The sequence below is a fragment of the Maribacter zhoushanensis genome, from assembly GCF_029350975.1.
GTDB classification, from domain to species: domain Bacteria; phylum Bacteroidota; class Bacteroidia; order Flavobacteriales; family Flavobacteriaceae; genus Maribacter; species Maribacter zhoushanensis.
In genome coordinates, this window is sequence record NZ_JARKMR010000001.1 from 581,811 (window position 1) to 595,185 (window position 13,375).

A 13,375-nucleotide genomic window follows, 5' to 3' on the forward strand; every position below is an offset into this window, starting at 1 on the left:
ACCAGGATGCTTTAATGTATAATTTAGACTGTTAAGACTATTCTTGAGCAGCTTCTTCAGATGCACCTTCTGCACCTTCAGCTCCTTCTTCTCCATCTTCATCTTCGTCGTCAGTAACAACAGCGGTACGCGCAGTTTTAACTTGAACAACTACTTGACTTTCTGGGTGTAGAATAGTGAAATCTTCACTCATTAATGATGCTACAGAAATGTTTTGACCGATTTTCAACTTAGAAATATCGACGTTAAAGAAATCTGGTAATTTGCTTGGTAAAGCTTTAATGGCAAGTTTACGTTTTCTGAACAATAAACGTCCACCATTACGTACACCTGGAGAATTTCCTTCTAATGATACAGGAATATTCATAGTAACCATTTTATCATCGAATAATTGATAAAAATCAATATGGATGATAGCATCTGTTACAGGGTGAAATTGAATATCTTGCATAATAGCTTTAACCGAAGTTCCGCCATCCAATTCAATTGCAACTGTGTGTGCATTTGGAGTGTAAACCAAATCTCTGAACGCTAGTTCATCTGCTGAAAAGTGTAATGGTTTTTCCCCTCCGTATACCACGCAAGGAACCTTTCCAGCATTACGTAGGGCTTTCGTTGCCTTTTTGCCCACGCTTTCTCTTTCTGATCCTTTAATTGTAATTGCTTTCATTATATATATAAAAAATTAATATTCTTGTTTTGCTTCTAACTTACATTAAGAACTTAGAAGATATAGAGTTATTGTTGTGCACCTTGTCCATTACGTCTGCAAATAGATTGGCACAACTTAATACTTTTACTTTATTGCTCTTTATTTCTATTGGAATAGAATCTGTTATAATCAGTTCCGTTAATTTAGAGTTTTCTATTTTTTCATAGGCATCTCCAGACAATAGACCGTGCGTTGTTATAGCTCTTACACTGATAGCGCCGCGTTCCATCATTAGGTCGGCAGCTTTTGTTAATGTACCTGCCGTATCTACCATATCATCTACAAGAACTACGTTTTTACCTTGAACATCACCTATTAATTCCATATGAGAAATTACATTGGCTTTTGCTCTTTGCTTATAGCAAACCACTACATCGCTGTCTAAAGCTTTTGAGTAAGCGTAAGCTCTTTTAGAACCACCCATATCCGGTGATGCAATAGTTAGGTTTTCTAAACCTAAATTCTTTAGGTACGGTAAAAATAACGTAGACGCAAATAGGTGATCTACCGGTTTTTCAAAGAAACCTTGAATTTGATCTGCATGCAGATCCATAGTTATAATTCTAGTAGCACCTGCAGTTTCTAGCATTTTTGCTACAAGTTTTGCGGCTATTGGTACTCTAGGTTTATCTTTTCTGTCTTGTCTTGCCCAACCAAAGTATGGCATTACTGCAGTTATATGACGTGCAGATGCTCTTTTTGCCGCATCTATCATCAATAACATTTCCATCAAATTCTCAGGTCCAGGGTGCGTAGAGCCAATTATGAAAATTCGTGTTCCACGTATAGATTCTTCAAAAGAAGGTTGAAATTCACCGTCGCTATATCTTGAAAAAGATATTTTGCCGATTTCGGCACCATAGGCTTGGGCAATTTTCTCTCCTAAATCTTTACTCTGAGTACAAGCAAATATTTTTGGTTGTGGAACTTGGTATGACATGGTTTTCTTGTTGTTTTCCAAACAGTTACTTCAATTATAATTTGAAGCAGTTGTTTTTAAGAAGGTGCAAATTTAAAAATTAAATTTGGTTGCTAATGCATAAATCTTGATATTTTTGGTGTTGGAAAGAAAATAATTATTTAGTTTTGCAGTCCTGTTTTACAGGATGCCGTTTCTTAACGGTAAAATATGCTCGAGTGGCGGAACTGGTAGACGCGCTGGATTCAAAATCCAGTTCTTCGGAGTGCGGGTTCGATTCCCGCCTCGAGTACAGAGTAAAACCCTAACAACTTGAATTTCAAATTGTTAGGGTTTTTTTATTAAGTTTAATGCCGGTATTTTGCCGAATAAATACTGATTTTCACTTCTCCTCTTTTCTGTCTTTTAAAAGAAATTTCTTAGAAAATTTGCATTTTCTAAACAAAATAATTTATTAGTGACTACAATTAGTATTTTGAATAAAAAGCATATTCTTTCCAAATAGTATGCTAAGGATCCAATTTTTACGTTTACGCTAAGTAATTTAATTGGTGTTTTAGGAAAGTCTAATTAAATGTGGCATTAAATCAATTAAGTCCAATCAGGTTTAATTAAACTAGATACTTCTTTAGACTCATTTTTTACCTAAGTTTTTGTTGTGCATACTGCATAATACGTCCTGCTTGATTTTTTGATATTTATAATTTAGTACGAAGGTGAGCGTTGGTGGGACATATTTTTTTTCCAAGTTTGGCGTAGCGTTGGATTTTCACACTATTTTAATTCTGTTATTGGTTCAAATTCTCCCATAATCGATTCCTCTATTGTTTCTGTAATATGTTTGGCTAGAATCAATTCAGATTCCATGTTCACATAGCATTTACCATTCAGAGATTTAAAATTTTTCGTTATTATAGATTCGTATTCTTTTAAAGTTGTTAATTTACATTTATAGAATTCAAATTCACAGCTTTTAGAATCATTAAAAAAATCAATAAAATGCTTTCTAAAATCTCTTTTTACTTCTTTCCTAAATTTCTGAGTTTTTATTATGTTGAAATTGGTATAAGCTTTTAATACAAATAAGAAATTGATTTTATATTGATGAACAAATAAAGTATCTCTATCAAATAATCGTTCTTTGTAATGATATGATTTAACGGGTAATTCTTTCTTTTTTTCTATTAAATGTTCATCAAAATTCTCTTCATTTTCGATGTAACCATATATGAAAAAGTTAGGCGTAATATTATAACCTTCAGTAAGTTCATCTCTATATCTTATTCCTTTTTTATAAGGCTTATCCTTGTCTTTATTTAATAAATCAATATTAAATTGAATTACATTTTTTGCATATGTAAACTGCTTGTATTTCGATAAATTACCGGCTTCTTTATTTGATTTGTAATATTTTGAATCTCCTATATAAAAGATGTTACTTGTGTCAATTAAAGATTGATAGTCGTAAATATGGTCAATGATTTTGCCATCATCATTCTTTTTTAAATCTTGAAGTGAAACATCATCTATTTTTGTATTGTTTATTTCGTCTGAAAATAATTTATCTATCATATCTTCAAATACTAAATTGTAATTGTTGACTGATATAAAATCTTCTCTTTTTCTTTTTGAACTACTTTTATCAGTTTGCGTAAAATATATCTCACATAAAGAATACATTCTTCTTAAAGCGTCATTAAAGTAACGATACTTTATTTTTCGAAGTTTTGAAAGTCCATTTGACTGAAGATTTTTAAATGATTTGCCTTTTATAACTGTAAAGGATTTATCAATTTTTAAATTAAGTTTATGTTCCTGGTTGAAGTTATTTAAAATTGAAAAGAAATATGTTAACAATTCTTCTTCTGTATTTTTAATTTTCTTTTTGTTTCTAATTGAAACGTAAATTGGCGAATTATTAGCAGTTAAAATAGGTAAAGACTTTCTTATAGTCTTTTCCCATTTCGGTTTTTTCGCTTGATTTGAATTATATTCTATATGCTTATATAAAATATGACTCTTGTTTTTTTTGTAATAGTTTACAAAAGACAATAGTAAATCTAAATAAGAATATTCTTGGGTTCCTAGATTGGTGTTTAATTCGAATCTCTCTGATTTGTTTACGATTTGAGAATCTGTAATTCTTTTTCTATATTCTAAAAGGCTATTATAGAAATATAATGATGATTGCCGAATCCAATTAAACTGTATATCGTGTTTAATGTTTTTTAGAGAATTTAATTCTAATAATTCCTCCTTATTTTTACCAAAAATGGAATTTATGTCATCAATCATAAATACTTTTGGCAACATATAAATTAATTCATTTTTTTCAAATGAATGATAGTAACCTACAGATATGATTTTCCCTTCTAAACCGTTTTGAGTATAAAATTTAGGGTCGTCAAAAATTTTTTGAAGAGTTAGAATTGGATAATATGCTCCTTCAATTAGAATTTTCATCTAATCTTCTTTTTTAGGTTCAATTAAACCAATTTTTATGAGTATTTTTTCTACTTTTCCTTTTCCTTTTTCAGTAATAGGGAAGAAGTCTTCATAAAAAGTGTTTTCCTCAAATATATGGTCATCTTCGTCTTTAAAAACGTCATTCCATAAATAGAAAATAGCTTTATTTATGAACTCCTCTAATGAAATATTATCATCTTTTGCTTTGATAAAATAGTTTCCAATACATTTATCCATACCTAAGTTTGGATTTTCCTTTATTATAGAATTTACTTTTTTAATAAAATCAATCCAAGAAAAAGATTCTGTATCTGACAGGTTTACTTTAAAATTTGACGAAGGGTTTTCTGGTGATTTTTTATAATTAATAGGTATATATTCCCAATCCCATCTTCTTTTGAATGCACTATCCATAGGAAATAAAGATTGATCAGAAGTATTCATAGTAGCTAACAAACTTAGGTTTGATGGTAATTGCATTTTGCCATTTGTAAATCCATCATAGCCTTTTTCAGTTAACTCTTTTTCTAAATGGCTTGTTAATTCGTTTGAAGGTGTAATTTCATAACCTTCATCTAATAGTTGAAATGTATCTCCAAAAATTTCAGCACAGTTCCCTCTGTTAATTTCTTCAATTACTAAGAAATAATCTTGGAATTCGTTTTGCCAAGCATTAATATAAATATTTGTAAATATTTGTGGAACAAACTTGTATTTGATTTCGTCTAATCCAGAAACTGCATCTTTTTCAGATATCGGTTTGAAACCACCTATGAAAGATGCATAATCATATTCTGGATGAAATGTTACTCTTTCTGTTCTAGCTTCTTTTCCTTTTAAAATTTCCTTTACTTTATAGGATTTACCAGTTCCAGGTGCACCGTAATATATTCTTTGAAACGCAGTAATACTTTGCTTGATATCAACTAAAATATTATTTAAAACATCTAATTCAGGACTGGTTATACCAATTTCAGTTATTACAGCCTCTCTTTCTGTTTGATTACTATTAAATAATTCCATAGCAATACACATACTTGAACGACCTTCTCTAGATAGATAACCATTTATTGTTGATTCATATTTGTCTACAGCGGTATTGACAGATGCATCATTATAATAGGTTTTAATTGATGTCCAATCGACAGTTGAAGCAAAATCCGTTTCAGTTAAGTTTAAAGATTTGATAAATTGAAATGGATTAAAACCAATAGCATCTTTATCTAAATAAGAAAATAGATATAGATAAACCTTATTGTTAATTAGAAAATTGAAACTAAAGATTTTTCTCAATTCTATCCATCTAGAATAATAATCTTTATATACTGAACTTGATTCCTTGAACGAAGTAGAGATAATTAATAAACACCTGTGGATTTCATAGTCAGCATTTCCTGCTGGGATTGAATATTCTTCCCATTTATCATATACTAATTTACCAAAATCAGTAAAGGTTTCGTCTGACTTTAATAATTCAGCCGAAGATAAATCTGAAATAGCTTGACTTTTTCTTCCTGTTGGTGTGAAAACACCAGTATTAGATAGAACTTCTAGCCAACTATGAGCATTATTAAATTTACGTAATGAAGAGCCAAAAGGGTCTAATCTAAAATCTCCTTGAGGTAGTGTTGATGAAATACCTGTATTTATAAGCCATTCTTTAAAGGCTTGATTATTAATTAATTTTAACCAGTTCATATATTATTCTTTTTTGCGATAAATAGTATTTCATTAACTTTTTGGGCACTATGACCACCATAACTCTGATAATTTGTTCTTTCAATATTTTTTACTTGCAAGGAACCTTCTTCAAATAAATCTGAATTAAAAAAGACATCTAAATCATTTAATATTCCTTCCTTATTTCCATTACTACCTGATTTATGGTTTCTACCATTATAATAGCTCATAATTACCCAATCTGTTTTGGCGTTACTGATTAATTCATTTAATGAAGAAATAAAAAGTGCATTTTTACAAAATGTGGAAGAAAAATCTTTTTCCATATTTTGGCCTCTAACAAATTTTGTTTTATTAAAATAATCTTGTAAATCATTAATTTTACAATAGTCAGATATTAAGTTCAGCATAAAATAATAGGAAGTGTATTGCCTAAAATTATATGGTGGGTCAATATATAAAACTTTATGTCTTGGGATTTCTTTTATATAGTCAAGTGAATCTCTTTCCTTTCCAATTTGATGACCATTTAAATTAGATAATATAAAGTCAAACTTTGGGGGAAGTAGTTTAATTGTGTTTAATGCTCTTGAATCATAGGTTTCTCTTATAAAGTCATGATAAGTTCCTTGAGTATTACTAATTTTTTCAACCGAAATCAAAACAACACTTATTAATAGATAATATAAATTGTCATCAATTACTTTTTCTTGATACCATTCTTTTATCTTATTTAAAATATTGTCTAGTTTAATACCATTTTCTGGTGAAAAATATCTTCTTTTTCCAGTTGAACCTCTAGAGCTTTTGAAATCGCTTTCATTGCCTTTTTCAGTATAATAATTGAAAAAATAACTCTCTCTATAATTTTTAGATATTGACGAACTGTCTATAGATTCTAAATATTGAAGAATATTTATAAAATCTATAAAATTGCTTTTGAATGCTTTTTTCTTTAAAAATTTATATCCTTTTTCGTTTGAATCTAATTTGGCTATTATTTTTTTTGAATCTTTGATAAAATCATCAGGATTAATTTTAAGTGATTCAAAATTTATTGAGGGAATTTCGTTGTTTAATAAGTAGCTTTTTCCGAAGACATAAGAAAAACTATTTATGTCGTTAGAAATAACATTGTAGCCATTTAGTTTTAAGTTAAGCGAAACTGACATTGTTCCAGAGAATATATCACAAACTGTATCTCCTTTATCACACAAATTATCTACTTCCTCAATTATCGAATCTATAATAGATGCCTTATTTCCTAAATATCTTTGAATCATTGATTGATATTATTTTTAGAAAAAACAATTAAAACTTCTATGCTTTCAGTTTTTTGATTAATTGCATATTGGTTATTAAGTTGCTTGTATTTTAAATCTAATTCAACAACTTGCATTTGATAATTTGGAATGATTTTTTCTTTCAGCTTTTCTAATTGCTCTATTGTAATCATTCTTTTGTTTCCATTATCTTCCGATAATGACTTTGAATAACTTAATAATAATGTTGACTTTGTTTTTTTTGTTAATTTAAGTAAATCAGAAAAAGCTTCAGGTGCTTTTATCATTGAACAAAACCTTGATTTGAATTTATCTGATGGATAAAGACCAGTTGTTACTTTATCTCTATGAATTTGTAATTCAGGTATTTTGTAATCAATTAAAATTTCAGGTATATGATAAAATCTTGAATATTGCTGAGCAGTATAAGGTGGGTCAGCATAAATTAAGTCAATATTTGGTAATTCATTTATATCGCTAATTACTGATTCCATAGTTTTACTAAGGACTATATTATTAGTGGGTAAAATATTATTTTTAATGAGAGCAATATTGCTCGTAATATTTTCTAATAATGCTGTATCGATATCAATTAGTCTGTTTTTATACAATCTAGATTCTAATAAATCATTTTTTAGAATATTTTCAAATTTTATTGGTTGTGCAAAATGTTTACCTGCACTATTTACGATTTGTGAAATGACACTAATCAGAGAAGTAAGTATTAAATTGTATTGCCAAGAATTAATTTCATTATTATTTAGTAATTCTTCCAGCCTTCTTCTATGATTGTCAATTTGGATTGATTGTTTTATTCCAAAATATGTCCCAGCATATATTGTTGTAAATAGAGGTGCAAATTTAAATGCAGGTTTATTTAAATGAGTTGCCATTTTTGAAAAAATGTTATTTATCTCATCCGAATTGTTTTTTTTACCATTCCATATTAAAGGAAAGTTTTTGTAAAGATTTAAAAGACTCTTTGTGTCTGCTTTTTGTAAATAATTTTCTTCTTTTTTTATCCAGTTTTTATAAATTCCGTGATATTTATTGTCCGAATTTTTAAACAAAACATCAAGAGGAAAATCTAAAAAGCTAGGTTCAAAATCAATTTTCAAGAAGGTTTTTGATATAATTCCGCTAAATTTTTGCACATCATTAGAGATGACATTTTTACCAATATAACTATAAGCTTGTGATACAATTGAAGAACCACTAAATAAATCTAGAACATAACCTGTTTCAATATATTTTTCGCTTTCACTAAGGATTAAATCAATAACTCGGTTTTTTGCACCAAGATATTGCATAGGTTTTGCTAATGCACTTATTTGATTAATTTCTAATTGTTCCAAATTAATTTACTTTTTCTTTTAGTAAATCCTTTGGATTTACATTTAATATTTCTGCTATTTTATACAAGTCTTCAATACTTGGTTGTCTTCTGTTTTGAGCGTAAGAATTAACCATATTGTAACTTTTCCCTAACTGTTCGGATAGCCAGATTTGTTTTATTCCTTTTTCTTCTAAAACCTCTTTTATTCGGTTCATTTTTGAATTTTTTATTCAGTCCACTAATGTAAAGAACTATTTTTAATATCTCACTAAATGAGTATTAAAATCATCATACTAAAAAGTGATTGGTGGGAAAAGAGCTTGACTATGCGGTTGGCTTTTCAGTACGAAGATTTACTTTTTTTGCTATATTTTCCGCATTATGCACAACCTCTATTATTTGAAAAGCAGCACTGAAAAATAAGCGATAAATTTAGGATAATACAAAAGCCTAATTTTTACTAATTATTATATTTATGGGAATTTGTACGATTTAAAAATTTAGCGACTTTCTAAAAATGCCCAAACCTTTGTGTTGACAAGGACTTACTTTATTGAGTACATTCTTTCCATCTGGCTTTTATCCGATATTGAATGGATTATTTCTTAAAATGTGATTCATTAAATTATCCATATTATCAGCAAACCATTTTAGTGGCTTTGCTCTGTATTTTTTGATTCTTGTAATTTTCGCGAAAGGAATTTCCAAAATAAAGTCGTCTTGACTATTTAATTCCATAATCTTAAAAAAATCTTTTCTTGGATAATAATCTTCATCTCGAACCGAAGAAATAAGTATGTGGTATACACCATTTGAATCAAAGAACTTTTTAAATGCTTTTATAATATCCTCTGTGTCTGTTGCTGAATTTATTATGACAATAATATCTTTTCCGTTATTATCAATCCCTTTCAAGATAACTTTAAAATCACTAAAAGTTGCAGGTATTGTACCTGCGATAACCTTAAATCCTTTCGATTGTAAAGTATTTGCAATTCTGTAAATTGCTTGGCTTTTCCCTGTATTTTGAGCTCCACCGATTAGAAGGCTATTCATTATTTTCTTTTTTTAATTAAATTATTAAAATTTTCTAAAATCGCATAAATTCCACCTTCGTCTGGCACGTTTTCTTTTCGCCAATCTTTATATTTTTTGAATTTAATCCGTTTTGATTTGAACAAATTGTTTTCAGCTTTTTCCAAAATTCCTAAATGTTCAGATTGACTCAATTTATAGCTCGTACACGATGCTTTTTTGGTTTATTGTCAACAATTGAATATAGAACATTAATGTTCTATATAACTTTTATCAGCTAAGTTAAAAATTACAAGTAGATATAGTATTTATTGGTTGCGAAGAGTGTATTATGCGAATACTATTCATTTATAAGAATTTATAATATTAAATCATAGTTATACTAAAGTACGATTAAACCCTTTTAAAATAGTTCTTATACTGCAAGTGAGCCCCGAAACTATGGGAATTAAAGGTCAACACAAGTTTAAATGATGTATTTTACACCTTATATTTCTAAAATAAGAAATGATGAAATTTATCGAAGTTACAGAGATTACGAGAAATCAAGATGCAGGTATAGAACATCACAAAAAATATGTTCTTAATACTGATCAAATTTTATTCTTTACAGTAGTTAAAGTAGGTGAGGTTCAGATAAAACTGACTGACGGGACTTTCATTAATGCTTCAACAAGCTACAACAAGCTTAAAAATAAATTATTAGTGATTAAAAATATGTAGACGATAATATTACCTAATCTATTATTTGTTTTGTAAAATTACTACTATTACAATAGCGTTTCCCGTGAGGTGGCAGAATGCCCGTAGAATTTTTAATATTATATTAGCGGTGTTGGGAAGTACAAACAAAATTATCTAAATAAATTACGTTCCAGATATTTGATAAGCAAATTTCTATTCTTATGCCATAATATTTATTGGTGTTTATAATTGACAATAACCTTTGTAGAACTTGTTTTACAAGAGCTTTACTTAATTTCATTGTATTCAAGAAATTTGTATTTAAACAAAATTTATAATTATGATAATCCTATTTTTGAAACAATTTTGATTTTAGTTTATGATTATAAAATTTAAAAGCTACCGAACAACAAAGGGAAAACTTTTTAAATTGATAAATGGAATGGGAGCTTCTGAATTTTCTGATATTATCAATCCTATTATTAGAGACAATAGAAAAATTAGTTTGAGCGATGCCAAGAACGAACGTTTTGTAAGGTCTAACGAAGCAAAATTTTTCTTGGATAAATTAGGTGTGGATATTCGATATCAGGGAAGGTTGATAGAACTAAGGGATAATTCTTTAAGGAAAGAGGAAATAGAAAAGAAAATACCTTATTTAAGTACTAAGACTTTTCGATTTGTTATTAGCACTATAATTTCAGAAAATCGTGAAATTCCATTAGAAAAGGCTAAACTTAAAAGATATATTTATCCAATTGAGGTTATGGCATTCCTGAAACAAATAGGTGAGGATGAAATTGAGAGTGAGAATTATTCTAATTTTAATTAGATGAAAGCAATTCACTACAATTTTATATGAGATAATGTTATTGTATTTTTAGTTGTTAAAATTGACATCACTCAATTAGAGGTCCGCCCTAAGAACTAATAATGCATAACCAGTAAAAATGTATAGGTGACTCATAACAACCACATCATTTACCTTAATTTATAACCATACCTGTTTAATTTCCGACCATTGGTAATCACACCATATATATAAGGCTTAGGATAGCTACCCAATTACCTACCCAGTGTAACCACAAAGCAACCCGTTCGCTACCGGATTGCTAACCATAAGCAACCATTTAGTCTACCTTTGATAACCGCTATATGCACATAGATTTATAGGCAAGCTGTCTAATACGTAACCACTGGCAACCATAATGTTTATATGAGAGTGTAGGACAGTTAACCAATTATCTACCCTGTATAACCACAAAGCACCCCCTTTCGCTACCCGATTGCTTACCATAAACAACCATTTTGCCCACCCTTGGTAACCGCTACCGCTACCCAGGTTAATAAAATTGCTTACCCGTTAATTTACAGCTTATAGTTATAGAGTTATTTTACCTACACTAATTAAGTACAGTATTGCAAATCTGTATTTATGGTAATCATTATGTTACGAAAATCTAATAAAAGAAACTGGAAACTAGAAACTTTGATAGATTTCGGCGTTAAGCATAGTAAATTATGAGAGTACGGTGGTTTTTAGATTTGGTTTCCAGTTTCCAGTTTCTCTTCCATTTCGTTTAAGTATTTGTTCCACAATTTTGAAACTTGACCTTTAGATTTTTTGGTGAGGGCTATAATGTCTGTTTGTGTTGCTCCATTATGTATTGCTTTTTTAATAAGTACTTCATTAAAAATCTTCTCGTCAATAACGTTAACTTTTGAAGATGTAATCAGTTTGAAATTTGTAAAATAAAATTCATTAATACAAATTGCTAAATCAATTGTTTCAACCGTAACCTGATCTTGAAATGAGCGGTTAGAGGAGTTCAAAATTAGGTGAAGTACGATTGATAATTTATAGATATTAATCTGCATTTTAGAATTGTACTCCTTGTGAATGCTAGGCAGGTTTTGTTGTTTTATAATTAAATTTTGTACATAGTCATGAAGCATTTCTTGAGCATCTGTGCTTAAAATAAGAGGTAGAGATGTTTTGCTTTCTTCTATAGATTTACGGTAATGTAATAGATTTTGTAGGCTCGCATTATAGCAAATAATGGTTTTCTCGGGTATTCCGGATTTAGACAGCTTGTTATTAGTAGTTAGCCTTGGCGTAAATAGAATTCTGTCTACCAAGCCGCTTTCCAAATTTCCATTCGCAAATAGTTTTGGGAGCAATTGTGTTTGTATTGATCCCAATAGTGTGGGGTAAGACGTTTTCATTCTATAACTATCAGTTGTTTTTCTAGAAATGTCTATATGTTGGTTGGTGAAACCTTGTAATAGAAAAGAGTTCCATTGTGAACCTTCACTATTGTTTTTATTGGCTATTTTTTCAATTAAAAAAACGAACTCATCGACAAATACTCCTAAAGAATATGGGTTTTTAGAATGAGCAAACATGGCTGCTTCTATTGTGGAATTTTGTACGAAATGCTGTTTTCTTTCTACGATTTCTTCCTCTGATGATGTTAATGTGTCAGCCGAAATTTCTTTCTTTTTTCTTTCAAATTCTTCGTATGCTTGATGATCACTATTATTAAGTACTTCTGTAGCTAAACTCATAGCAGGTGACTTACTGTCTCCTCTGCTTCCAATTAAAGCAAAATATAAATTCCCATAATTTGTATACCCGCCTTGTTTTAAATTAAAAGCAAGTCCTGCTGCATTACTATATGCAAATAAAATTGAGCTAAGGAGATACTCTTTAGGAATTCTTTTGTCAGTAAAGGCTTGTATAATAAATTCCTTAGTCTCATTGGGTAACTTATTAAGAATCCGATTTAACTGTTTAAGGGCATTCTCTTTCTCTTTATTTATTTTTCTGGATTCCATGCTAGTATTTGTGTGATTGTTGAACTTAGTCCTTTGTTGACTTCTTGAACGCTCCATGGGTTTCCCATGAATGCATCATAATTGCAGCTAAGTCCTAGTTGTTTTTCTAAATTTGATATTATTTTTTCTTTTTCTAATTCGCTTAGCATTTGGGGATGCATGTCATTTTTGTAACCTATAGATTCAAGGAGGTCAAATCTCAATTTGTCATTCATTTGTGAAGTCAAATTCTCCACAATTAAACTATAGGGTTGTTTTAGAATACCATTAAGTTCTCTGTGAGGAATACGGTTATCTATGTTTGTATTATATTTCTTCATATATACACCAAGGGAATGAACATATAGTTTAGCGAATAGAAGATTGGTATAAAATAATTTGTCTTTATCGGGGCTTAATGCGTTGTCTAATTGCATGATGAT

13 protein-coding genes and 1 tRNA gene are annotated in these 13,375 nt (G+C 29.3%); 3 read left to right on the forward strand and 11 right to left on the reverse strand.

Annotation, left to right across the window (positions count from 1 at the left end):
* Positions 1–37: 37 nt before the first annotated feature.
* Together PXD56_RS02490 and PXD56_RS02495 are read right to left on the reverse strand one after the other, a co-directional pair.
* Positions 38–670, reverse strand: coding sequence for a 50S ribosomal protein L25/general stress protein Ctc (locus PXD56_RS02490; protein WP_276491779.1), 633 nt, complete (start codon positions 668–670; stop codon positions 38–40).
* A 40-nt stretch (positions 671–710) separates the two neighbouring features.
* Positions 711–1,652, reverse strand: coding sequence for a ribose-phosphate pyrophosphokinase (locus PXD56_RS02495; RefSeq protein ID WP_276491780.1), 942 nt, complete (start codon positions 1,650–1,652; stop codon positions 711–713).
* Between the two features lie 191 nt (positions 1,653–1,843).
* Here PXD56_RS02495 and PXD56_RS02500 point away from each other — a divergent pair.
* Positions 1,844–1,923: transfer RNA gene (locus PXD56_RS02500), tRNA-Leu, on the forward strand.
* A gap of 482 nt (positions 1,924–2,405) precedes the next feature.
* On the opposite strand, the gene PXD56_RS02505 is transcribed toward PXD56_RS02500, so the two are convergent.
* The 7 genes from PXD56_RS02505 to PXD56_RS02535 form a co-directional block, all read right to left on the reverse strand.
* On the reverse strand, positions 2,406–4,094 hold the full coding sequence (locus tag PXD56_RS02505; RefSeq protein WP_276491782.1) for a hypothetical protein: 1,689 nt from the start codon (positions 4,092–4,094) through the stop codon (positions 2,406–2,408).
* Complete coding sequence (locus tag PXD56_RS02510) at positions 4,095–5,795, reverse strand: McrB family protein (protein ID WP_276491783.1); 1,701 nt, start codon at positions 5,793–5,795, stop codon at positions 4,095–4,097. It abuts the gene before it with no gap.
* Positions 5,792–7,060, reverse strand: a complete 1,269-nt coding sequence (locus PXD56_RS02515; RefSeq protein WP_276491784.1) for a DNA adenine methylase — start codon at positions 7,058–7,060, stop codon at positions 5,792–5,794. The genes PXD56_RS02510 and PXD56_RS02515 overlap by 4 nt, the downstream gene beginning before the upstream one ends.
* Entirely contained in the window at positions 7,057–8,415 is a 1,359-nt protein-coding gene (locus tag PXD56_RS02520; RefSeq protein WP_276491785.1) for a DNA adenine methylase, read from the reverse strand. The genes PXD56_RS02515 and PXD56_RS02520 overlap by 4 nt, the downstream gene beginning before the upstream one ends.
* A gap of 1 nt (position 8,416) precedes the next feature.
* Positions 8,417–8,611 (reverse strand): helix-turn-helix domain-containing protein, encoded by a 195-nt coding sequence (locus PXD56_RS02525; RefSeq protein ID WP_276491786.1) that lies wholly within the window; start codon positions 8,609–8,611, stop codon positions 8,417–8,419.
* A gap of 364 nt (positions 8,612–8,975) precedes the next feature.
* On the reverse strand, positions 8,976–9,452 hold the full coding sequence (locus PXD56_RS02530) for a hypothetical protein (RefSeq protein ID WP_276491787.1): 477 nt from the start codon (positions 9,450–9,452) through the stop codon (positions 8,976–8,978).
* On the reverse strand, positions 9,452–9,598 hold the full coding sequence (locus PXD56_RS02535; RefSeq protein WP_276491788.1) for a hypothetical protein: 147 nt from the start codon (positions 9,596–9,598) through the stop codon (positions 9,452–9,454). The genes PXD56_RS02530 and PXD56_RS02535 overlap by 1 nt, the downstream gene beginning before the upstream one ends.
* Before the next feature lie 340 nt (positions 9,599–9,938).
* Here PXD56_RS02535 and PXD56_RS02540 point away from each other — a divergent pair, with 340 nt between their 5' ends.
* Positions 9,939–10,154 carry a hypothetical protein gene (locus PXD56_RS02540; RefSeq protein ID WP_276491789.1) on the forward strand — a complete coding sequence of 72 codons (216 nt, stop codon included), beginning with the start codon at positions 9,939–9,941 and terminating at the stop codon, positions 10,152–10,154.
* Positions 10,155–10,557: 403 nt separating this feature from the next.
* Entirely contained in the window at positions 10,558–10,947 is a 390-nt protein-coding gene (locus PXD56_RS02545; protein ID WP_276491790.1) for a hypothetical protein, read from the forward strand.
* Positions 10,948–11,654: 707 nt separating this feature from the next.
* Here the strand turns inward: PXD56_RS02545 and PXD56_RS02550 are convergent.
* Both PXD56_RS02550 and PXD56_RS02555 read right to left on the reverse strand, forming a co-directional pair.
* Positions 11,655–12,953 carry a DUF3987 domain-containing protein gene (locus PXD56_RS02550; RefSeq protein WP_276491791.1) on the reverse strand — a complete coding sequence of 433 codons (1,299 nt, stop codon included), beginning with the start codon at positions 12,951–12,953 and terminating at the stop codon, positions 11,655–11,657.
* Positions 12,935–13,369, reverse strand: coding sequence for a hypothetical protein (locus tag PXD56_RS02555; RefSeq protein ID WP_276491792.1), 435 nt, complete (start codon positions 13,367–13,369; stop codon positions 12,935–12,937). The genes PXD56_RS02550 and PXD56_RS02555 overlap by 19 nt, the downstream gene beginning before the upstream one ends.
* Positions 13,370–13,375 lie beyond the last annotated feature (6 nt).